Origin of the sequence: Paucisalibacillus globulus (assembly GCF_900184735.1) — a bacterium.
GTDB lineage: Bacteria > Bacillota > Bacilli > Bacillales > Amphibacillaceae > Ornithinibacillus > Ornithinibacillus globulus_B.
Window position 1 is genome coordinate 48,848 of record NZ_LT855405.1, and the last position, 23,673, is coordinate 72,520.

At 37.6% G+C, this 23,673-nt stretch carries 19 protein-coding genes; 2 read left to right on the forward strand and 17 right to left on the reverse strand.

Features of this window, described 5'->3' with window-relative positions; translation table 11 throughout:
- Nucleotides 1-46: 46 nt before the first annotated feature.
- The 3 genes from BN999_RS18335 to BN999_RS18345 are packed head-to-tail and all read right to left on the reverse strand — an operon-like array spanning nucleotide 47 to nucleotide 3,591.
- The gene (locus BN999_RS18335; protein WP_096273880.1) at nucleotides 47-1,252 is read right to left on the reverse strand and encodes an anhydro-N-acetylmuramic acid kinase; all 1,206 of its coding nucleotides are present in this window, start codon (nucleotides 1,250-1,252) and stop codon (nucleotides 47-49) included.
- 6 nt (nucleotides 1,253-1,258) lie between these two features.
- Nucleotides 1,259-2,851, reverse strand: a complete 1,593-nt coding sequence (gene nagZ / locus BN999_RS18340) for a beta-N-acetylhexosaminidase (RefSeq protein ID WP_096273882.1) — start codon at nucleotides 2,849-2,851, stop codon at nucleotides 1,259-1,261.
- Between the two features lie 20 nt (nucleotides 2,852-2,871).
- The gene (locus tag BN999_RS18345; protein ID WP_096273884.1) at nucleotides 2,872-3,591 is read right to left on the reverse strand and encodes a PIG-L deacetylase family protein; all 720 of its coding nucleotides are present in this window, start codon (nucleotides 3,589-3,591) and stop codon (nucleotides 2,872-2,874) included.
- A 344-nt stretch (nucleotides 3,592-3,935) separates the two neighbouring features.
- Here BN999_RS18345 and BN999_RS18350 point away from each other — a divergent pair, with 344 nt between their 5' ends.
- On the forward strand, nucleotides 3,936-5,477 hold the full coding sequence (locus tag BN999_RS18350) for a SpoIID/LytB domain-containing protein (protein ID WP_096273886.1): 1,542 nt from the start codon (nucleotides 3,936-3,938) through the stop codon (nucleotides 5,475-5,477).
- A 153-nt stretch (nucleotides 5,478-5,630) separates the two neighbouring features.
- Here BN999_RS18350 and BN999_RS18355 read toward each other — a convergent pair whose 3' ends face one another.
- The 9 genes from BN999_RS18355 to BN999_RS18395 form a co-directional block, all read right to left on the reverse strand.
- Nucleotides 5,631-6,506 carry a MurR/RpiR family transcriptional regulator gene (locus BN999_RS18355; RefSeq protein WP_096273888.1) on the reverse strand — a complete coding sequence of 292 codons (876 nt, stop codon included), beginning with the start codon at nucleotides 6,504-6,506 and terminating at the stop codon, nucleotides 5,631-5,633.
- Nucleotides 6,507-6,528: 22 nt separating this feature from the next.
- Nucleotides 6,529-7,503: an N-acetylglucosamine kinase gene (locus BN999_RS18360; protein ID WP_096273890.1), complete on the reverse strand. Its 975-nt coding sequence runs from the start codon at nucleotides 7,501-7,503 to the stop codon at nucleotides 6,529-6,531.
- A gap of 6 nt (nucleotides 7,504-7,509) precedes the next feature.
- The gene (murQ, locus tag BN999_RS18365; RefSeq protein WP_176482037.1) at nucleotides 7,510-8,409 is read right to left on the reverse strand and encodes an N-acetylmuramic acid 6-phosphate etherase; all 900 of its coding nucleotides are present in this window, start codon (nucleotides 8,407-8,409) and stop codon (nucleotides 7,510-7,512) included.
- A 4-nt stretch (nucleotides 8,410-8,413) separates the two neighbouring features.
- Nucleotides 8,414-9,568 (reverse strand): exo-beta-N-acetylmuramidase NamZ family protein, encoded by a 1,155-nt coding sequence (locus BN999_RS18370; protein ID WP_096273894.1) that lies wholly within the window; start codon nucleotides 9,566-9,568, stop codon nucleotides 8,414-8,416.
- 15 nt (nucleotides 9,569-9,583) lie between these two features.
- Entirely contained in the window at nucleotides 9,584-10,435 is an 852-nt protein-coding gene (locus BN999_RS18375) for a carbohydrate ABC transporter permease (protein WP_096273896.1), read from the reverse strand.
- 11 nt (nucleotides 10,436-10,446) lie between these two features.
- Complete coding sequence (locus BN999_RS18380; protein WP_096273898.1) at nucleotides 10,447-11,313, reverse strand: carbohydrate ABC transporter permease; 867 nt, start codon at nucleotides 11,311-11,313, stop codon at nucleotides 10,447-10,449.
- 417 nt (nucleotides 11,314-11,730) lie between these two features.
- Nucleotides 11,731-13,035 (reverse strand): ABC transporter substrate-binding protein, encoded by a 1,305-nt coding sequence (locus BN999_RS18385; RefSeq protein ID WP_096273900.1) that lies wholly within the window; start codon nucleotides 13,033-13,035, stop codon nucleotides 11,731-11,733.
- Nucleotides 13,036-13,524: 489 nt separating this feature from the next.
- Nucleotides 13,525-14,025: a tetratricopeptide repeat protein gene (locus tag BN999_RS18390; RefSeq protein ID WP_373453645.1), complete on the reverse strand. Its 501-nt coding sequence runs from the start codon at nucleotides 14,023-14,025 to the stop codon at nucleotides 13,525-13,527.
- Between the two features lie 12 nt (nucleotides 14,026-14,037).
- Entirely contained in the window at nucleotides 14,038-14,502 is a 465-nt protein-coding gene (locus tag BN999_RS18395; protein ID WP_096273904.1) for a tetratricopeptide repeat protein, read from the reverse strand.
- Nucleotides 14,503-15,024: 522 nt separating this feature from the next.
- Between BN999_RS18395 and BN999_RS18400 the strand changes: the two genes are divergently transcribed.
- Entirely contained in the window at nucleotides 15,025-15,753 is a 729-nt protein-coding gene (locus tag BN999_RS18400; protein WP_255247526.1) for a D-Ala-D-Ala carboxypeptidase family metallohydrolase, read from the forward strand.
- 279 nt (nucleotides 15,754-16,032) lie between these two features.
- Here the strand turns inward: BN999_RS18400 and BN999_RS18405 are convergent, their stop codons facing one another.
- The 5 genes from BN999_RS18405 to BN999_RS18425 form a co-directional block, all read right to left on the reverse strand.
- Entirely contained in the window at nucleotides 16,033-17,052 is a 1,020-nt protein-coding gene (locus BN999_RS18405) for a LacI family DNA-binding transcriptional regulator (protein ID WP_096273905.1), read from the reverse strand.
- Nucleotides 17,053-17,077: 25 nt separating this feature from the next.
- Nucleotides 17,078-19,411 carry a glycoside hydrolase family 31 protein gene (locus BN999_RS18410; RefSeq protein WP_096273907.1) on the reverse strand — a complete coding sequence of 778 codons (2,334 nt, stop codon included), beginning with the start codon at nucleotides 19,409-19,411 and terminating at the stop codon, nucleotides 17,078-17,080.
- Between the two features lie 69 nt (nucleotides 19,412-19,480).
- The gene (locus BN999_RS18415; protein ID WP_096273909.1) at nucleotides 19,481-21,133 is read right to left on the reverse strand and encodes a glycoside hydrolase family 13 protein; all 1,653 of its coding nucleotides are present in this window, start codon (nucleotides 21,131-21,133) and stop codon (nucleotides 19,481-19,483) included.
- A gap of 297 nt (nucleotides 21,134-21,430) precedes the next feature.
- Nucleotides 21,431-22,273 carry a sugar ABC transporter permease gene (locus BN999_RS18420; protein ID WP_096274419.1) on the reverse strand — a complete coding sequence of 281 codons (843 nt, stop codon included), beginning with the start codon at nucleotides 22,271-22,273 and terminating at the stop codon, nucleotides 21,431-21,433.
- A 5-nt stretch (nucleotides 22,274-22,278) separates the two neighbouring features.
- Nucleotides 22,279-23,577 carry a carbohydrate ABC transporter permease gene (locus tag BN999_RS18425; protein WP_096273911.1) on the reverse strand — a complete coding sequence of 433 codons (1,299 nt, stop codon included), beginning with the start codon at nucleotides 23,575-23,577 and terminating at the stop codon, nucleotides 22,279-22,281.
- Nucleotides 23,578-23,673: the final 96 nt, after the last annotated feature.

Genomic DNA, 23,673 nt, shown 5'->3' on the forward strand with positions numbered 1-23,673 from the left:
TATTTTTTGAGATAATAAGTAAAAACTAATGTATGAATGCTAAAAGTCATTTCACCTCCTTAACGTTTCCCCAAGCTACTTTGCCCATCATGACTTTCCGTTTAGCTCCTGTAGCTGGTGGAAAATTATTCGTTCTTTTATTCAAATACTGATACCCCAGTAACGCAAAGACCATTGCTTCTTTGGCATCAGCAGGCATACCAATCTCATCCATCTTACGGAGCCTGACATCGGTCGGTAAACCGCTTTCAATTTCTTTCATTAGTGATGGATTGTAACATCCTCCACCACTTATAAATACTTCTTGAATTGATGCTGACGGTAAATGAGCCTTTATTTGATCGGTTAATGTTATAGCCGTTAACTTAGTCACCGTTGCCATTCTATCTGGTAAACTTATCGAAAGTTTATCTGCAGTATCCCAAAGCTTACTTGCGTAGTCCTCACCAAAAAGCTCTCTCCCAGTTGATTTAGGTGGTGCTAGTGCATAATACGGTTCATTTAATAGATCTTCTAACCAATCGTCGATCACCTTGCCACTAGCTGCGATTGCACCGTCCTTGTCATAACTATGTTTTCCATTTGTAATTCTATTTGCGAAGTAATCCATAATCATGTTTCCAGGACCAGTGTCATAAGCCTTAACCTGATTCTCTTCCCCATTTGCTGGTAAGATGGTTAGATTCGTAATTCCGCCAATATTAACTAGTACTCTACCTATCTCTTTATCACGGAAAAGTAGATAATCAGCGTAAGGAACAAGTGGTGCCCCTTGGCCACCAACAGCCATATCTCTAGTTCGGAAATCGCCAACAGTTGTAATTCTTGTCTGTTCCGCAATCGTACTAATATCGCCAATTTGCAGAGTTGATGTTATATGATGACCACCAATCGTTATTGCTTCCGGTTGATGGAATATCGTTTGACCATGTGAACTAATGAAGGCTATTTCCTCTGGACGTAGACCTGCATCTTTAATCACTGTCAATGCTGCATCCCCATATAATCTTCCAAGCAACATATTCATGCTTGAAATCATTTGTATGGTTGCTTGATTAGGATCACATAGTGCTAATATTGCCTGCTTCACCTCATCCGAGTAAGAAATGGAATCGAAATGTTTCAATTCCAATTGGACGTTCTCCTTCTCTTCAGAAATCTTCACTACAGCAACATCAATTCCATCTAAGGAAGTTCCTGACATGATACCGACCGCATAACAAAAACCATTCTTTAACAACTTGGTCACCATCCCTTCTTATTGTGGAAGTGTAACTGGTAATCTCCCTTTAACTTTCACTCTTCCAAATATCGCTTCTACAGCCGCTTGTAATGCTGGTGCTGTAAATTCATAGGTTGCAAGATAGCCTGGCACTTCTGGTAAATACGCAATATCATATGGACTTCTTGTTGCGATAACAATTACTTGTGGGTTTGCCTGATAGAGTTCTTCTACCATTTTTGCTTGTTGATCACCCGGTTTAACGGATAATGTTCCAACAATCACTGCTTTATAATCTTTTGCAAGCACTGATACACTCGCTATTTCAGACGCGGTTGGCGGGTTTGATAGTTCAAATACCTCTGTATTGTCATGCAAACGTTGAACGGTTTCACCTAAAGAAAAGGTGGCATAACGTTTATCTTCCACTTGCATGGCATAGTTATTCTTTGGATAAACAACTAATACACGGTCTGATTCCTCCACAGCTAATGGAAGGATAGAGTCATTTTTCACAACGGTAATTCCTTGTTTGTAAATTTCATAAGCTTCCACCTCATGAAGCTTAGAACCTACAACACTAGCAACAACTGGCTCTGAATCTAGCGGAATATCATTCCAATCTAAGTAGTTTTCTTTCAGTACCATAACACGCTGATAAGCATCATTTATCGTATCCTCTGAAATTTCACCAGACAACAGCGATTCTTTTACGTAACTAATCGCCTCATATTGTCTGGATTGAAGATGGGAAATCATAATTAAATCTACGCCGGCCTTTAGTGCCTCCACTGCCCCTTCTGCCGTTCCAATTCCTTCTGATATCGCATTCATTTCCATACAGTCAGTCGTCACAACGCCATTGTACCCAATTTCCTCGCGTAGTAATCCCGTGATGACCTTCTTGGACAATGTCGCTGGTACATTTTCCTCTGTTTCAATTGCAGGAAAATAGACATGTGCTGACATAATCGTGTCTGCACCTTGTTCAATGACATCAATGAATGGTTTTAACTCAATCTCTTTCAATCGGTCCATATCATGGGCAATGGTTGGTAGATCCAAATGGGAATCTACATTTGTATCTCCATGTCCGGGGAAGTGTTTTAATGTCGTAATCACCCCAGCATCCTGCATCCCTTTCACAGCCTGCTTACCAAATTCCGAAACTACCGAAGCAGATTCTCCGTAAGAACGAACACCTATTACTGGATTGTCCGGATTATTATTAACGTCTAGTACTGGAGCCAAATTCCAATTTACGCCTAACGCTTTTAATTCACGCCCAGTAAGAAGTCCTGTAATATAGGCATTTTCACTTCTACCAGTTGCTCCCAGTAACATAGAACCAGGAAAAATAGTTGCACCTTCTCCTAGCCTACGAACAACTCCATTTTCTTGGTCAATACAGATTAATAATGGTTTTTCATGTCCGGCATTTTTTGCTTCTCGCTGTAATTCCGTTGTTAGAGCAAGAACCTCTTCTGGTGTTCCAATGTTTCTAGCAAATAAAATAACCCCACCAACATGATGTTCTCGAATTAGTTTTTTAATCTCCGGTGTCGCTTTCTTTCCTTTAAATCCGAACACCATCAACTGTCCTATTTTCTGTTCTATTGTTTTATCCATATGTATCACTCCATGTTTATCTATAATTCAAATCCAGGAATAGATTTTCCTTTTCTTGTATTCATTCCCACTGGGAATTTTAATGTCTGAGCATATGTTGTTCTGGCCACACATCCCCTTACCGTGCCAAGTGCTTTATAATAGTCATAGTAGCGAAAATCACTAGAATTCATAATGAACCAATATTGGGATAATGCTTCTAAATAGGTATCGAATTCTTCCGATACATCTACAAAGATATCGGGTACATACCCTTCCATGTCCTCCCAGTTTTCACTATGAAACATTCTAGTAAGAGAGTGTGGAGCTAACCCATCTATATCAAATCCAGGGAGGGCCGCTTTTAACCATGCTGCCTGAACAATTCTAGGGCAAAGTGCATGATCCGGATGCATACTGTTCTCCCAATGCGTAATGACAATGTTTGGTTTTAGTTCTCTGAAAATCTTTGCAACTCTCGTTACAGTTTCCTCATCCTCTTTTAATTCGGCATCCTTGTAATCTAGTGTTATACTTTTTCCACCTAAAATAGCAGCAGCCTTTTCCGCTTCTTTGATCTTCTGTTCTCGATATTTATTAGGATGTATGTGAGGTGGATTTCCTTTTTCACCTGCAGTTAAATGTAGAAATGTTACTTCATGACCAGCCTTCGCATATTTATGAGCAATTGCACCTGCTTGGATTTCCCCATCTCCACAATGTGCTCCAACTACCATTACATGATGTTTCTTTTCGTTCATCTGTCACACCTCACCTTTTGATTTCTATATCTTATAAATCTTTGATATCGCTTACATTTTACTATTAAAAATAAGAAATTATCCGTAATTCAGAAAACTCCTTTGAGAATACTAATATTTTTTCACTCATAATTCACTATTATTATACATGAATATAATGTAATTGAAATACTAATTCACAATTTTTTATAAAAAATTGTTTTCTTATTTCAACAAAATACACCAATTTACCTATTTGATTCATAAAAAGGTAATATCTACCTACAAGAAATTAGCAGGGTTATTTGAGTATTTGTTGAATAGTAATTATATATAGTACTTTATAAAAAACGGAGGTGTTCGTTATGTCGAAGGGAATAAAGAAAATACTTCTAGTGAGTTTACTAGCATTTCTCACCTTGCTTACACAAGCGATTATTACTCATGCCGAAAGTGAGACACAATTGATTCGTATTGGTGTTGTTCCTTCCAGTGACTCTGTAAGTATTGGAAGTGATGAGGATTTTACAATCACAAATAAGGATACTGGGGAAATCATTTACAGCGGGGAAGCCGAAGTAGTTTCAGTAGAATTATCCTCATCGTCCACTGTTGAAACCAACTATCGTCTTCAAACAGCCTGGACTTCTGATGAGGCTAATATGCTAGATTGGATGACTAGAGCTGAAGCAGCAGGTTATGAGACTTACATTGAAGACTATAATGGTGGTTGGCGCTTATTAATAGGGAAGTTTCCTCAGGATGCTGGTTGGGGAGAGCGAGAAGCATTTCGGCAAGAAGTGATTGCATTAGGACTTGCTGGAAATGACTCTTATTGGCGATTAATTACCATTTCTTCTGGTGAATCTGAGATACGGGTAGTTGCTGACGGATTTGAAGAGATTGTAACTGCAGCTGTCCAAATTAGTTCTGAAAATGGATTAATTAAGATTAATGGTAAGCAATATCGTGGAATCGGGGAAGTTGGTTTTAATAGTAGTGGTACTCTAGCAGGTATTAATGAATTGCCACTAGAAGAATACTTATATGGAGTTGTACCGTTAGAATTACCACCTGTTCCTTATGAAGAACTAGAAGCTCAGAAGTCACAGGCAGTTGCCGCTAGAACGTATGCCATTTCTGGATTAGGAAAACGCAATGCAGATGGATATGACTTATTACCTACCACTTCTGACCAAGTGTATGGAGGGTATGATGCAGAGCACCCTATCTCTACACAGGCTGTTCAAGAAACAAATGGGGTTGTTGCTACTTATAACGGGCAGTTAATTAATGCTGTCTATCATTCTACTAGTGGGGGTATTACGGCAAACAATGAGGATGTCTGGTCATCAGGTCCGGTTCCTTATCTACGCTCTGTTCCTGTTAGTGAAAGAGTCATCTCTGCTGATAAAAAAGAAGGCAGAAATTCTCAACAAATTAATAGAGTACTAGAGTTTGAAAAAGAATGGTCCCGTTATTATCGATGGAATCATGAATGGACTAACGAAGAGATGAGTCAAGTAGTTAATGATCACTTTAATGTAGAGGTAAATGAAGTCTATGAAGTAAATGCATTAGACTACTCTAATGGTAGAGTGATGGAAATCGAGTTTGTAACAGATAACGGAACCTTCTATGAATACAAAGATCAAATTCGATGGGCTCTAAAGTATGTAAATGACAATGGGACACTGAGTGTTTTACGAAGTACATTCTTCCAGATTGAGCCTATCATCGATGAAGAAACAGATACTGTCACCGGGTTTTCGGCAGAAGGTGGTGGCTGGGGACACGGTGTAGGAATGTCCCAGGTAGGTGCAATGGGAATGGCAGTTTATGGGTATTCGTATGAAGAGATATTGAAACACTTTTATACAGGAATTGAATTAGAGGAACGTTATTAACAATAAATTTGGAGGGCCAGTATTAAACTGGCCCTTCCTTGATTATTCACCTAGAATAATTCCCATTCTACCTCAAAACATGTGAACAAAAAATATCCTGACATAATATCCCATTGCCTTTAGCAATTAGATCCTCCTGTCAGGATATACTTGTTATTTATTTTTCGCATTCATTTGCCCTTTAAAATATTCCACCGCTTCACGAGTCGCATCAAGACGTTCTACGGTCTTCTCATATTCCTCTGAAGCAACACACATAAATAGAATATCAATCAAGTGAAGCTGCGCTATTCTAGATGAAGTTGCACCACTTCGATTTACTGCTTCTCTGGCAGAGGAAGTGAATAGATTAATATCTGCATAATTAGTTAACATCGTATTTCCATATTTGGTGATACTGATGGTTTTAGTATCCTTCTTTTTGGCAAGTTCCAATAGCTTGGCAACCTCTAACGTATTACCAGAAAAGGAAATACCAACCACCACATCATTCGGGCCTTTATTCGCTATAGCCGTTGATGCCATATGCAAATCAGAATAAGCATGAACATGTTTATTAATACGAATGAACTTCTGCTCAGCATCTTTCGCCGTTATAAAAGAGGCTCCAAATCCTATAAAGGTGATAGAATCTGCATGGATTAATGTTTTCACAGCTTCCTTCAAACGCGAAATATTTACCATATTTACTGTATCTTTTAAGGTTTGCATCGTGTTTGCTGTAACTTTTTCAATAATCTTCAAATAATCTTCATGAGGTTCTATATCACGAAATTCAGCATTGCTACCTTCCTGAAGATCACCAGCAACACGTAGCTTTAATTCCTGGAAACCACTAAAACCTAAGGACTTACATAAACGTATCACCGCTGCCCCACTTGTGTTGCTCTCCTGCCCCAAAGCTTGGGCAGTGAGTAATACCGCTTCTTTCGGATGTTCCAGGATAAATTGTGCGATTTTCCTTTCCGATTTCGGTAGGCTTTCGATCATTTCTTTTATGATGGTTAATCCGCCCTTTAAATGGGACATACGCTATTCACCTACCTTATGATTAAATAGTGGCCAACCTACGAAGATTCCTTTCAACATCAGCTGTTACATCGATACCAATCTGTAAATAAGCACCGACCAACGAGCCAACCACCGGTGGAAATTCCGGAGTGACCAAGGACATTCTCTTCGGATAATCAATTAGCGCATCTTGAAGTAGAGTCGAAAGAATACTGGAATTTGCAAATAATCCACCACATAAAATAACGGCAACTTTTTCTTCCTCTGTAAAGAGCTTCTGATCGAGTGTAATGATACTTTGCGCTATCTCCTTTGCAACTTCTCTTAAAATAGAAACGGCAACAGCATCCTTTTTCTCAAACGCTTTAAATACTAGTTTTGAAAGTCGAGATATTTCGAGTTTTGGACTATCCGAATGATAAATTTTATCGATAAGTTCTCTACCTGTACGAACATTATATAAATCAAATAGCATCTCTAGTAATAACGTATTGGGTCCACGACCATCTACAAATTGTAATACAGCCTGAATTCCTTTTTTACCGACATCATAACCGCTTCCTTCGTCTCCTAGCAGGTAGCCCCAACCACCGACACGTCCTTGTTCTTGGTTACGATTTATTCCATACGTAATGGATCCGGTTCCTGAAATTTGAACAATTCCAGGCTTACCAAATGTTCCAGAATAAAGCGCATTAATAGAATCAGGTTCAACTTTAATTGTTGTTTCCTGGGAAAAGTAAGGGGTTAGGATATCCGCAATATGTAATGCAGATTCTGTCGTACCGGCTCCGGCTATCCCAGCAAAAACACTAGTAACATACTGTAAACTATTTGGCACTTCACCTTCGATATCTTGAAACACTTGATTGAATATTTCCATTAGTGCTTCCTTAGAGACAGCATTAGGATTAGTCGATCCGTATACTTTATTCGTAACGACATTCCCATCTCTATCCGCTAAAACTACTTGTGTTTTTGTTCCGCCACCATCTATTCCAATTACATAATTCATATCACATCACCCTAAAACAGCACTTTTTGTTTCTAGATACGTTATTGATTCTCGTAAATTATCTTCGTAGTCTGTTAAAATTTCGAAAGCTTCTTCAGAGGATATATTAAACTTGCTTACTAGTACAGCAGCTTTCAAACGATTATCACAAGCTTGAAGTGCTTCTTTGGCAGTATCCTCACTGACTTCAGCAATCTCACAGATAATCCCAATGGTTCTTTTTCTTAATTTATGATTGGATGCTCGAACATCGACCATATAATCCTCGTAAACTTTTCCTAGTTTAATCATCGTGATAGTCGAAATCATATTCAGTACTAGTTTTTGAGCAGTTCCAGCTTTTAAACGTGTTGAACCACGTACGATTTCTTCTCCGACCAATAATTCAATTGGCCCATCCACAATTTCCGCAATCTTAGTATCCGGCTTGCAGACAATCCCTGCCGTAAACACTCCTAGTTCCTTTGCTTTTTCAATTCCACCAATAACATATGGCGTTCTACCACTCGCAGCAATTCCGATTAATACATCTTTGTCGGTCAAGATATTTTCAACATCAATTGCCCCTTGAAATTGATTATCCTCTGCATTTTCAACTGCAAAGCGAATAGCATGATCGCCACCAGCAATAATCCCTTTAAATACATCAGGACTTACTCCAAAGGTTGGTGGGCATTCTGATGCATCGAGAACACCTAATCTACCACTAGTCCCTGATCCCATATAGATTACTTTTCCACCATTTCTAATTGCTTCGACACATGCATCAATGACAGGTTTTATTTGAGTTAATGCGTTTTCTACAGCTAATGGAACGGATTTGTCTTGATTATTCATCGCCGTAAGTAAATCCTCCACAGCCATTTGATCTAAGTGTTGTGTCATTTTCACCTCTCCTTTACGCATTGTCTTATGTTGTATATAGTAAATAGTTCTTTCTAATCGCTTCAAATTGTTGTGTTTGTTCTCTGGATTGAGTCCTTATTGCACTTGTGTTGCCTAGCTCAATTTGTTTACGTAATTGGTCGGTACCTGCTAATAAATCCAAGAAGTATTGGTTTCTCTTACCTGCTTGAATAAATTCAACCTTATCCGGATAAAGGCGGTAGATCGTTTCTAATAACGAAATACCAATTTCAAATGCATGAAGATTATGTCGGTCTGATACATGGACTTGAACCCCTTCACAAACCTCCCCCTCATGCTTGGAATACATGGGTTTAAAAACAGCCTGCCGAAAACGTACTCCCTTTAAGTTTAGTGCGTTCATCTCATCGGCTAATTCTCTTCCATCGATAAAAGGAGCACCAATTACCTCGAATGGCTTTGTTGTACCTCTTCCCTCGGATAGATTAGTTCCTTCTATTAAACATGTTCCTGGATATAAGACACACATATCCATTGTCGTTGTATTAGGTGTCGGGGAAACCCAGAAGAGATCTGTCTGATCAAAGTACATATCCCTTGACCATCCTTCCATTGGAACAACTTCTAAGTCACAATCAATGGAAAACTCATTCTTAAACAAATGTGCTAACTCACCAATTGTCATCCCATGCCTTACTGGAATTGGAAATTTACCAACAAAAGAACGAAAGTCTTCGTCTACTAGATTCCCTTCCATCGTTACCCCATTGATCGGGTTCGGACGGTCTAGTACGACCACCTTCTTGCCTTCTCGACCGCAAATTTGCATCGTATTGGCTAATGAGTATATAAACGTATAGTAACGAGTTCCGATGTCTTGTAAATCACAAAACACAACATCTACATTTTTCAGCATTTCTACATTGGGCTTTTTCTCTTTGTTATATAAGCTATATACAGGGACTCCGGTATACGCATCTACACTGGAGTCTATTAACTTTCCTTCTTGCACTTCTCCTCTTAAACCATGCTCAGGTCCAAAGAGAGCTGTTAATTGAATATTAGGATGTTTATAAAACAGATCAATAGTTGATTCTAAGTCGTGGTTGACTCCAGTTAGATTTGTTAACAGACCAATCTTCTTCCCAATGTATTCTTCTGTATTGTTTTCTAAAAATACTTCTAAGCCGAGTTTCATTGTCATTCCTCCTGCTTAACCTTTGATTGCACCTTTCATTGCACCACCGATAAAGAAGCGTTGCAGTAAAAGGAAAATGGTTATGATTGGAATCATAGAAATGATCGCTCCAGCTGCAATTAAACGCCAATCTGATGTAAAGGTACCAGATAACATGTTTAGTCCAAGTGGTAATGTGTACATATCATTGTCATTTACAATAATTAATGGCCATAAGAAATCTCCCCATGCCGATACAAAGGTAAAGATGGTTAACGTTACCATTGCTGGTTTTACCAATGGCATTAAGACACGTAGCCAAATTTGGAAACTGTTTGCTCCATCCATTCTCGCTGATTCGTCCAATGATTTTGGTACCGTCATGAATGCTTGACGCATAAGGAATACACCAAATGCAGTAGTCACATGTGGTAATACCATTCCAAGATAGGTATTCTGTAAGCCTAGCTTTAATGAAATGATATAAACCGGAATCATTAATAATTGGAATGGAATCATCATGGTTGCAATAATCAGTACGAAAATAATATTTTTCCCTTTAAAGTTCATTCTTGCTAATGGATACGCAGCAAGAGAACAGAATAGTACGTTTAATACAACGGTTAATACGGCTACGACTGCACTATTGAATAGGTATCGCCAAAAAGGAAATACTTCCATTACCGTACCGAAGTTCTTGAAAGTTGGCTCTTCTGGTAATAATTTTGGTGGGTATTGAAAGATATTTTCACCACCAGATTTTAATGCTGTTGATAATAACCAGAGAAAAGGTCCAATCATAAATAGAGTCACAACAATTAATAGAATATATAGGGATATCTTCTTAACTATTTTCCGATAAGGTGCTTGATTCTTTTGTTTAGCCATCATGATTCCCCCTATTCCGAATTATCCTTACCCATAACTTTTAAGTTAATGAGTGAGAATACTAGAGTTAATATGAATAAAATAACACCAGCCGCACTTGCATATCCCATATTCAAACGGTCAAATGCTTCTGTATAAATGTAAAATACTAGTGTTTCTGAACTATGAAGTGGTCCCCCACCAGTCATCACATATATTTCTTCAAAAACTTTCATAGCAGCAATGGAAGACATAATCGTTACAATCAGCACAAATGGCATTAACATTGGAATCGTAATACGGGTCATCTTCTGCCACCAGTTTGCACCATCAATATCTGCTGCTTCATATAAACTATCAGGAATAGATTGTAAGCCTGCTAGATAAATAATCATATAGTAACCTAAACCCTTCCAAACGGTTACAACCATAACTGCAAATAACGCAGTATTGGTAGATGTTAGCCATGGGATTGGTTCAGAAATTATATTCAATAGATCAAGTACATAGTTTAAAAGTCCATTTTCTTTATAAACCCAGTCCCAAGCAATACCTGCTACGACTAGGGAAGTTACTACTGGAATATAAAATGCACTACGGAAGAATGCAATTCCTTTTAGCTTTTGGTTTACTAATACAGCTAAAAAGATTGGTATTATTACTAGTGCTGGCACTACGCCAACTAAGTAGATTAATGTATTGGTTAGTGTTTTCCAGAATAGGTCATCTTGGAAAAGCTGCTTGTAGTTATCAAATTGTACAAATGATGGATCGGTGATCATATTGTAGTCGGTGAAGCTCATCCAGATTGCTTGTAGCATTGGATAGAAGATGAAGGCTCCTAGTATGATGCAGCCTGGTAATAAAAATAAGTATGGTGTAAGCTTATTTGTTCTCAAGGATTCCACCCCGTTCTTTTGGAGGTTTTGATAAAAATTTATTTTATGCTTCCTAATGAAGACCGCGGCCCGAATACACTCCGCTTTCCATGGGCGGCTGGTGAGCCTCGGGCCAACAGGATGTTGGTCACAAAGGCGTTGCCACAGGACGTGGCGTTCTTAGCCTTTGAACCCCCATTTCCTGCTGTGGGGTCTCACCTATGCCTGTCCTCCCATAGGACTAGGAGCGCTTCGTCAGCGTAACATCGCACGCAGAAAAAGCGCTCTTCTTTTTCAAGGAGTCTCCGTGTATTCGGGCCGCTCAGTGCTTCAATCTAAATTAGTTTTCTAAATCTATTAATTCAGTCAATACTCAACAAAATAACTTAACAGTAAAGTTTCACTGGAATAATAGAATTCCCTAATCTTTAGTTCCTATTATTTTGCTAGGATCTCATTCCATGCTTGTTCTGCTTGGTCTAGGGCTTCTTGTGGTTCCATTTCCCCTAGCATAGATGCTGAGATTGCATCGTACATTGCTTGTCTTAGTTCGTCATAGTTTTCCATTGGTGGTACTAGTAGTTCTGCTGACTCTAATTGAGATGCAGATACGATACGTACTAAGTCAGTTGCTTCAGCATCTTCTCCTGCTTCTGTGAAGAATGGATCTGCTAATGCTTCTACGTTAGATGGTAGAATTGGTGTTAATTTAGAGAATTCTAATTGATTTTCACCGTTTGTTAAGAATAAAGCGAATTTAACTGCTGCTTCTTCATGTTCTGTTTGACTTGGAACAACAACGTTTTGTACAGACATTGTTTTCTTACCAGACTTACCTGTGATTGCTTCTGAAGGTAATGTATTTTCATAGATTTCTGGTGAGTTTTCTTTAACTTGTACAATGAATTGTGAACCGTCAAAGAAAGCAACTTGACCTGCTTGATACATATCAATTGTAGAACGTTGGTCACCAGTTAATGCTTCTCTTGGAATTAATCCATCTTGGTATAATTTAGTGAAATATTCAAACGCATATAGCCCTTCAGCTGTGTTGAATGCAGCTTGTGTTCCGTCTTCGTTTGTTAATTCAGCACCCATCATTACCATATGTTGAAGTACTAAAGATAAATCCATAGATGGGAAGTAACCGTATTTACCAGTTTCTTCTTTAATAATTTTTGCATATTCTGCTGCTTCTTCATAAGTAGTTGCAGGTTTTTCAGGATCTAATCCTGCTTCTTCAAAAATTAATTTGTTATTTAATGTTACAGATGTAGAAAGATACCAAGGAATAGCGAATGTTTTACCATCGATTTGGTTTGCTTCCCATGCACCTTTAACATATAGAGCTTTATCTTCTTCTGATACAGCTTCTTCCATATTTACAAGTGCATCCAATTCAGCAAGCTGAGATGCGAATGTTGGGTTAAGGTTCACCACATCAGGAGCTGTATCTGTACTTACTGCAGTAAGAATTTTTTTACTTAAATCTGCTGCTGGTACATCTAACCAGTCTACTTTAATATTTGGATTTTCAGCTTCGAAATCCTCAATAATACCGTTGATGTAATCAGTGAATGTTGGTTGTAATTGCATAGTCCAGAATTCAATTGTGACTTGTTCATCACTATTTGAAGACCCCTTACTTTCATCTGAGCCTTTTTTGTCATCGTTACCACATGCTGCAAGTAGAAGCATCGTTATAACAAGTACAAAGGCTACAAAACCTAATTTCTTGTTCATCATTATTCCCCTTTCAACCTTTTGATTGTTCTTACGAAGCAATAACCTTTCCCTAATACCCCCATAAACTGGCTTAATCTAAAAATCTAGTAGACTTAGAGCCTGTTTATATGTAAACCCTTTCAATTAGAGAAAAAAATTATTTGGGTTATTCTTTTACCCAAACCAAGTATATTAAATAATATTCCACTAGTCAACTATATTTTTTGAAATAATATTTCAATATAAATTCATCAAGCCCCTTATATTACTAACTCAAGCAAGCATACTACAATAACGTACTAAAATTTAGAATAATTTTATTTTATTATGTTTTGTATTTTTTAAAATTTATTTTAATATCAATTACAGAAAAAAGAACAGATGAAACCATATGGGGTTTCATCTGTTCTTCTAACTATTATTTAGGGTTTCGTATTCTTAAATAAAACGTTAAGATAATACACTATCGGCTAATTGGGATAGGGAACCTGTCCCGCTACGACAACATTAGTATCCGATAATCTCTAGGAATTCGTCATCTTCGATTAAGTTATGGAACATGGGGTCTTCGTATGCCCAATCCTTATAGCTTGGATCAATCTCTATCGTTTTGGCTAACAGCTTGAGTGCTTCTTCTTTTTGTTCCATGTACATTAACGTAAGGCTTTTCCCATAATATCCATATGGGGACTCAGGAAACTTTTCTATCATTGTGTCGTACACGTTAATAGCTTCCTCTACCTTATCTAAATCAACTAAGACAGAACCTTTATAATAGTAGGCATCAATTTGTGATGGGTCTAAGGCAATAATTTGATCACTAAACGAAACTACTTCTTCAAAATTTCCAATCTCATCATGGATATACATCAAATACCACAATGCATCAATATCTCCAGGATTCTTTTCGTTATATTTGTTAAGCGCTTCTAATGCTGTTTCATATTCACCGATAAAATAATTTGCAATCCCTTTTCCATAAAAGGCATATGCACTATTGGGGTTAATTTTTAACGCCTCTTAATAGTAAGTCAATGCTTCTTGATCTCGATTCATTGCTGACAGTGCATTTCCCATATTAATAAATTCCGAATCATCGTCTGGTTTTAAATTAATTGCTTCTTTGGCAAAGTCAATTGCCTCTTCAAATCTACCTAACTCATTTAAAGCCCAAGATTTATTACTGAGCGATGCTTCAAAGTCTGGGTCTAACTCCAATGACTTATCTAATGAAACTAATGCTTCATCAGCACGTCCAAGTTCAAGTAAGAGATATCCGCGCTCTCCATGTAGACTTGCATCATTTGGATATTTTTCAATTCTTTCATCGATATACAATAACGCCTCTTCAAATTCACCATTTTCATAGTAAGCTTGTACCTTCTCACTATCGAAATTCATGTCAACCTGAAACAAAGTTGCTGGACTACAACCAAATAATAATGAAGCTCCTAAAAATAGAATTAGTATAGATATTTTTTTCATTCTAGTTATCCCCTTATGATAGATAATAGTTCAAAAATCTTAAATAGTACCTTGTCACCCAATTGCTTTATTCAACATTCACATTATTTATAGAATAGCATATTCAACTATTTTGTGGGGACGAGTGTAATTAATTTTCGGGATTATCTTGTCTATAGAGTTAAAGTCTATCCTCATACAAAAGTCCTTACGCAAAAATAGACCATTTGGCGAATATCTAACGATACCCCGAAATGATAATATGATTGCGAGAATGGAAATTATATAATTATGAATTTTATGTAAATTTTAGGAGGTGTTAATGATAAAGGGGGTTTTTTATCTTCATTTTTCTAGGTGAATATTTTTAGCTTAATTGCCGTAACAAATTACTACTTGCCAGTAAAGCTTTACATGATAGATTGATGTCAAGATTCAGTAATACTAGGAGATCAAGGAAGCTTTATAAGAAAAACTGAAGATACCATCTTGTGAGTAGCTGATAAGATATACCCAAAATTTTATCCTTTGGAGGTATGTGGTGTGAAAAGAGCGTTTAAAATGTTGATTAGTGTTATTGGTTTTACTTTGTTAATCACTTTAGGTATGACTGTTATGAATTCGGATGAAGCATCTGCTTATAATTGGACTCGTACATTACAAGAAGGTTCCAGCGGTACCGATGTGCGAGAATTACAAATAAGGGTAGCCGGTTGGGCTGCTGATTCCCCTACAAAAACATATCTTGTTGTTGATGGACATTTTGGTGCTGCAACAAAGGCAGCCGTAAAACGGTTTCAACGAGCATATGGATTAGTAGCTGATGGAATTGTCGGTACTGCTACACAAGCAAAGTTAAATTCATTAGAAAGTTCAACTGGAACCAAAAACTTTACGTATAGTGAATTTTATTCCGGTGATGGGCAGGTATTTAATGGTGGTAGAGTGTCAGCAACAACGGTTAAAGAAAATGTGCGTAGGCAGATGTATAAACTAGAAGCTGTTCGTGTTAAGATTGGTAATAAACCAATTGTAGTCAACTCTGGATTTAGAAGTATTGCCTTTAATGATAGCCTTTCAAATTCTCATCCGAACAGTCAGCACACATATGGAGTTGCAGCCGATATTAAAGCTCCAGGTGTTTCCTTAAATACTGTGTTAAATGCGACTAGATCTTCCGGATTTAGTGGTTCCTATAATGGTGGTACCTATATTCACGTAGATAGCGGAATAGAATACCCATATGGAGCACAGTTCTGGTATTGGCCTTAATTAGTCCATCTAAAATGGGGATTACCCCTCTGTGAATTAATTTACAGAGGGGCAATCCCCCATTTAAATTCTTTCAACGTTCTTTTTTCATTTTTTTTGAAACTCAATAACAATCGTTGAACAAGTAAAATAGAAAGAAGAACTAAAAAACGTTTGGATTTTTTTCCAAACGTTTTGTGTTATTTAAGGTGTTCATGTCGGTTAATTCGATATGACTTTAACCTATATTTTGCTTTTTCTCCACGTAATCTGAACAACTAATTAAATTGTTTTCTTATTCTATGAATTTTCACTAACTGAATCGCGATATACAATTTTATGAGGTATGATAATCCTTTTGGCTGGCTCGTTTTTGTTCTTGGTTTTTTCAATCAACACCTTTGCTGATTGCGCTCCTAGATCATAAATTTGAATATCAACCGTTGTTAGTGCCGGTCGAGTGATTTCTGAAAGGTAGACGTTGTTAAAACTCACCATGGATACATCTTGTGGTACCCGAACACCATACTCTTCTAACATGCTTAGCATCCCTAAACTGATAAGGTCATCACTGACAACTAATCCGGTTGGAGGTGTATCCAGCGACATCAAGTGTTCTACCGCTTCCCGACCACCAGATTTTAAGAATTCCGTATGAATCATGAATGATTCACGGTCTTCAATACCAGCTTCTTGTAGTGCTGCCAAGTATCCACTTTCACGGTCACGAGTCACGAACAAATCCCTTGAACCACCAATAAACCCAATTTGTTTATGCCCCAAGCTAATCAAATGCCCGGTAATCTCTTTTCCAGCTTTAAAGTTATCATTGTCCACATGAGTAATTTCTGTTTCAAAGTCGTATGGTTTACCTACAATCACAAATGGAAAGTCCTGTTCTCGTAAGAAATTAGTTACTTTGTCATTAATACGTGAGTAAAGCAAAATAACTCCATCTACATAACTACCATAAACCATACGCTGTACTTCATGGAAAATTTCTTCCTCAGTCTCGCCTGTTGATAAGGACATGGAATACTCTACTTCATGAATGACAGACATAATCCCTCGTAAAATCTCAGGAAAAAATGGATTTTGTAATGCTTTATTAGCGGATGATGGTAAGATTACCCCAATTGCTTTAGTTGATTTCGCAACTAGATTTCGAGCACTGATATTAGGATGATAACCTAATTCCTTCATCGCTTTTCTAACTTTCTTCTTCGTTTCTTCACTAATTCTTGGATTATTAGCGATGACTCGAGATACTGTAGAGGGTGAAACCCCACTTACTTTTGCCACGTCTTTAATAGTTACCATATCCTCACCCTCTACCCTCACAATTTTATAACTTGATTACAGTGCTTTCTTTTCCATTTATTAAGACAGGATTGTTAGACCCAATTACTTCAACTCGAATTTCCTGATACGAAGGTTTATAGTTCCCCTCCATATCTAATACAACTACTTCAATGCTATCCTCAGAAGATTTAATTTCTAAATCAACTTTCAAATATTCACCATTCTCATAGGAAAATGTTTCGCCATCATCATCATAGAAAGTGAAACGGTAATTCTCATCTGGATTCGAAGCATAAATCTTCATCGTTAATGATTTCGTTGCTTTATCCTGATTGGAATTCCATTCTCCTTGCATAACAGCTGAACCTTTACGAACAAAAATCGGTAAATCTTCTAGTTCTGCATGCACAAGGTGAACTTTTTCACCTTCATAGCTTTCTCCTGTAGCATATGATACCCATTCACCTTTAGGTAAGTATACCACGCGATCCGTCAGCGATGGAGCTAAAATTGGTGACATAATCACATTATCACCTATCATAAATTGATCATTTAAGTTATAGGTTTTCTCATCATCAGGGTACTCCATTAATAATGGGCGCATAACAGGTAAGCCTTGCTTACTCGCTTGGTAAAACAAACTATAAAGTTGTGGCATCCATACATAGCGCATTTGGATATATTTCTTCATAATCGCTTCATACTTTTCCCCAAACTGCCATGGCTCTTGATAACGGAAACCAATTGCAGAATGGTTACGGAAAAATGGGGTAAATGCTCCGACTTGAGTCCAACGTGTTAATAGTTCTGCATTCGTATCATGGGCAAACCCACCGACATCAGGTCCAGTGAACGCTACACCAGATAATCCAAGGTTCATGACCATCGGAAGAGACATTTGGAGATGTTCCCAGAAACTACGGTTATCTCCAGTCCAAACCGAACCATATCGTTGCACACCAGCAAAGCCTGCACGTGTTAATAAGAATGGCCGCTTTCCTTGAAGGTTTTCTTTCATCCCCTCATATGTCGCTTTCCCCATTAATAATCCATAGACATTGTGTAATTCCCGGTGTGTGGTTGGGTTACCGTCATTACGGTGCATCACTTCAACATCCATTGTCTTTGTTTCATTAAATACAGCAGGCTCATTCATATCATTCCAGATACCTTCAATCCCCATGGAGGTATAGAATGCATGCTTTTCACCCCACCATTTACGAACACGCTCCTCTGTAAAATCAGGGAATGAACTTATACCAGGCCAAACTTCACCATAGTAAATATCTCCCTCGATGTATTTACAGAAATTATCTTCTGATACACCCTCTTGATAAATTGGATACTCTGAATCCTTTTTCACCCCAGGGTCAACAATTGGTACGACACGAATTCCCATCTCCTTCAAATCAGAAATAAGCTTTTCTGGATTAGGAAAGCGTTCTTTATCAAATGTAAAGACGCGGTAGCCATTCATATAGTGGATATCTAAATGGATGACATCAACTGGAATATCCTTATCAATGAAGTTTTTCGCTAATTCTCTAACTTCCACCTCTGTTTCATAGCTATAACGGGATTGGTGATAGCCCAGTGACCATTTTGGTGGTAGCGGCATTCTTCCAGTTAAGTACGTATATTGCTCCAGCACCATTTTAGGATGTGGTCCTGCCATCACATAATAATCTAACTGGCCACCTTCCGCAGAGAAGGAGTAATAGTCTTCTGATGTTTTCATGTCAAAGAAAGTTCGGAATGTATTATCAAAGAAAATTCCATGTGCCTTGCCATCTCGTAATGTCATGAAATATGGAATAGATTCGTATAGTGCATTTGTTTCCGGGTTATGTGGTGCATATACATCTGTGTTCCACATTTCTAATCTTTCACCGCGTTTATTTAAATGACCAGATTTCTCTCCAAAACCATAGAAGTGATCATTTTCTTCCATTTGTTTAAATGCAATTACTTCCCCATTTTCGCGATAAGCCATTCCATGTTTATCCTCTGAAACAATTACTCTGCCATTCTGATCAATAATGTTTATTCGAAATGGTTTCTTCTGGACATGTAGAACTAATTTCGAAGACTTTACATTAAATGTTTCCTTTGTATCTTCTTCTTCAACAGCCACTACTTCCGGGTTCACGATAACAGCTTTGGAATGATTCAATTCTGGATTCTGTTTTTGGTTCATCGTTACGCGGACAATTGAATCTGTATAAAATTGGATAGCTACCTTACCATTAGTACACTGAAACAAATAGGTTGTACCAGCTTTTTCAACATGGACTAGGTCACCTATATCCCGGTAAATTACCGCATTATCTTTTTTCTCTTTACCTGGGTGTATGGCAAAACTCGTATCTCCAAGCATGTTATACCTCCTATAGAATAGTTTTTGTTTAGGTCTATAACAATTCGGTATTTTCCGTATAATAATCTATTAAACTAGTTTGTAAACTCGAGCTTCATAAGGTTTCAGTATATTTTCATCATTGCTGTCGTAGTTGCTAAGCAATAACTCTTTGTTCCTAACATCTAATTCTTCTGGTAAAACAAATCCTGTTTCTTTTGCAAACAAATTAGCCACAATTAGGGCTTTCTCATCCCCTAGTGTTCTGGTATACGCATAAATTTGATCATGCTCTTCCAATGTAATGTCATAGCTACCATAAACAAGAACCTCATACTCTTTTCGTAATTGGATGAGTTTTTTATAATAGTGATAGATAGAATTTGGATTTTTCATTTCCGCTTCCACATTAATTTCCGTGTAATTCGGATTTACTTTCATCCATGGACTACCCGTACTAAATCCACCATTTCTCTCCGTTGTCCACTGCATTGGTGTTCTTGAATTGTCACGACCTGTTTTCCAAATTACCTCCATTATCTCTTCCACAGGTGTTCCTTTTTCCAATTCATTATAATAATAATTCCTCATTCCTACATCATCATAATCATCAATTGATGGGAATTGTACATTAGTCATTCCAATCTCTTGGCCTTGATAGATAAAAGGAGTTCCATGCATTAAGAAGTACATGGTTGCTAATGCTTTAGCAGACTCCACACGGTACTTTCCATCATTACCCCAGGTCGATACGGAACGCGGTTGATCATGGTTTTCTAAGAATAATGCATTCCATCCCGTTCCATCTAAGCCTTTTTGCCACTTTGTTAACGTCTTCTTCAACGCTGGTAAATCGATTCCATTTTCGGTTTCTTTTCTCCAAAGACCTAAGTGTTCAAATTGGAAAATCATATCAAACTTGCCGTTCGTTTCTCCAACCCATTCATCAGCTTGTTCAAGGCTAACACCATTCGCTTCTCCAACTGTCATGATGTCATAGTTTGCGAAAGTGTTTTGTTTTAACTCTTCCATGAAAACCTGGATACCATCACGGTTCATATGCCCTTCATAGGAAGGTACATATTTTAAGTTGTCCGGATTAGGCATATCTGGAAAACCAGCAATTTTCTTAATATGAGAGATTGCATCCACTCGGAATCCATCAATCCCTTTATCTAGCCACCAGTTGACCATTTTGTATAATTCATTACGGACCTTTGGATTTTCCCAGTTTAAATCTGGTTGTTTACTAGAGAAAACATGCATAAAATATTCTTTTGTTTTCTCATCGTATTTCCATGCAGAACCACCAAAGATGGATTCCCAATTATTAGGTTCTTTTCCATCTTTCCCTGGGTGCCAAATATAATAATCTCTGTATGGATTATCTTTGGACTTACGTGATTCAATGAACCATGGATGTTCATCGGAAGTATGATTTATAACTAAATCCATAATTAATTTCATATCTCTACGATGTACCTCAGAAAGAAGTAAATCGAAGTCTTCCATTGTACCAAACTCATCCATAATATCTTGATAGTCACTAATATCGTAGCCATTATCATCATTAGGAGATTTGTAGATTGGGCTAATCCAAATAACATCAATACCTAGGTCTTTCAGGTAGTCTAGTTTAGAGACCACACCTTTAATATCCCCAATTCCATCTCCATTTGAATCCATAAAACTACGTGGATAAACTTGATATGCAACTGCTTCCTTCCACCATACTTGTTTCATCATAATTCTCCTTGCTCATCATTATTCTGGTTGCTATTAGAAATAGAGACCGGATCCAATAAATACTTACTAAAAAAAGATTAGAGTAAATCTTCAAACAGAGCACCAAACCCGCTCCGGAAATATACTTCGCTTTTACTTCCAGCACAGGGGCGACATCTGCTCGAAAGAACCTTCGCAGTGTCTACCTTGCCGCGTGCGGCTGGAGTCTTCGTATATTCCCGGAGCTAGTGTAGCTGAATTTCATCTTTTAAGTGAGTAAAATAGTCGTTGTCCAAGTCCCCATCAATTAATCCATTACCCCTTAGTCGCTCCAGATGTTAATCCAGATATCAGGTAACGTTGTAGTACTAAGAATACAAGTGCAATTGGCAATGCTATAAGGATTGCACCAGCTGCGAATCGTGTAAAGTTAGTCGAGAACTGATCATTTATAAAGTTATACAGACCTAGTGCTAGTGTATAATTCTCTGGACTTGTTAAAACAATTCTTGGTAGTAGGAAGTCCATGAATGGTGCCATGAAGTTAAATAACGCTACAACTGCCAAGATAGGCTTCGCTAACGGAAGCATGATTGTCCAAAAAATTCGTAGGTGACCAGCACCATCGATTTTAGCTGCTTCATCTAATTCTTTAGGAATCGTGTCAAAGTACCCTTTTACTAACCAAGCATTAAATGGAATTTGTCCACCTAGGTAGATTAATAATAATCCCCATAAGGAATCAGTTAGGCCTATTGTATTTAATAGAATATATAGAGCTACCATTCCCATAAGTGCTGGGAACATTTGAAGTAGTAAGAACATATATAAACCGTACTTACGTCCAATAAACTTATAACGTGAGAATGCGTACGCAATTAAAGATGTGATTACAACAGAACCAACAGCATTTAATACAGCTACAAACAAACTATTTTTATACCATGTTAAATAATTACTATTTGGATCAGTGAATAACCACTTATAATGCTCTAATGTAGGATTATCCGGAAATAAATCGGTTACTAACATATTCGTACCTGGGTTTACACTCATCATAACTGCCCAGAACAAAGGATAACCAATGATAACAAACATAATTAAGAAAAAGATATAGATGAACGCTACCTCAATTTTCGATTTTGTTTTACGTCCCATAGCCATTAGTAACGTCCCTCCTCTTTAAATGCAGCAGTTTTTCTGAATTGGAAGAAAGCAAATCCCATAACGAGAAGCCCCATAATAATGGTAATTGCAGCTGCCATATTGTAGTTATTTGTTTCAAATGTCAATTTGTACACCCACGAGATAAGGATGTCTGTTCCCCCTGCATTTTGTCCGCGGACGGCAGGGTTACCTTCATTAAATAGATAGATAATATTAAAGTTATTAAAGTTACCAGCATATTGCATGATTAATAGAGGTGCTGTTGCATAAAGCACGTGTGGTAATGTAATGTGGCGTAATTTTTGCCAACGGGAACCACCGTCTACATCAGCTGCTTCATACATATCGGCTGGAACACTTTGGAGTACTCCAGTAAACAAGGCAAACACAAACGGGAAACCTAGCCAAGTTTGAATCATAATCAGTGCAATCTTAGCCCAGAATGGATCAGATAACCATGGAATCATAATCTCAAACTGACTTAGGATATCACGGTTAATCGCCCCAAACGTCGGATTAAATAGTGCAGAGAAAATTAAGATAGAAACAAACGCCGGTACAGCCCAAGGTAAAATTAGCACTGTACGGATAGTACGTTTAAACTTAACGCGCTTGTCATTCACTAACAAGGCTAAGAAAAATCCGAGGACAATTTGTAATGTGGTAGCAACAACTGTCCATACAATCGTCCAAGTAAACACACTAAAGAAGGTATCTTTCCAAACACCAATATTCACTAAATCTACAAAGTTATCAAAGCCTACCCAAGAAAGTAGATTACGAGGTGGTGCATTGTACTGGTTATAATCGGTAAATGCTAATGCAAGCATAAATAGTAGTGGTAAAACTACGATAAATACTAGCATGATTAAACCAGGAATAATCATAAAATATGGAAATCCACCATCATAAAAATCTAGCATTCCTTTTAGAAGAGTTGGTTTCTTCCTTCCCTCTTCTCTTGCAATTGCATCCTTCCTTGCATCTCGAATATTATAGATATAAACGATAATTCCAAAGAACAATACAATTAATGAGATAAGTCCTTGTAACAACAGTTGTATGGAATGGTGTTCACGTGGAATTGTTCCTAATGTAAACAATCCCCAAATACCGATATCTAAGTAGTCCCATGTCGCGACTAGAAAGGATACCGCTACGAGTAGAAAAATAAATCCTTTTAGTATTCTACGATTGTAAAACTGCCCTAAACCTGGAACAAGGACAGATAACAGTGTAGCAATATTTCGAGGTTGGCTTAATCCGGTTTTCCTCTTATCTTGATTCTGTGCCATGTTTTTGTTTCCTCCTTAGAAAACTTGATATTCACCTCTCTTTGGCGAATCGATTAGTTTTCTCTATACTTCATACGCAAAATTTTAACGCTATCG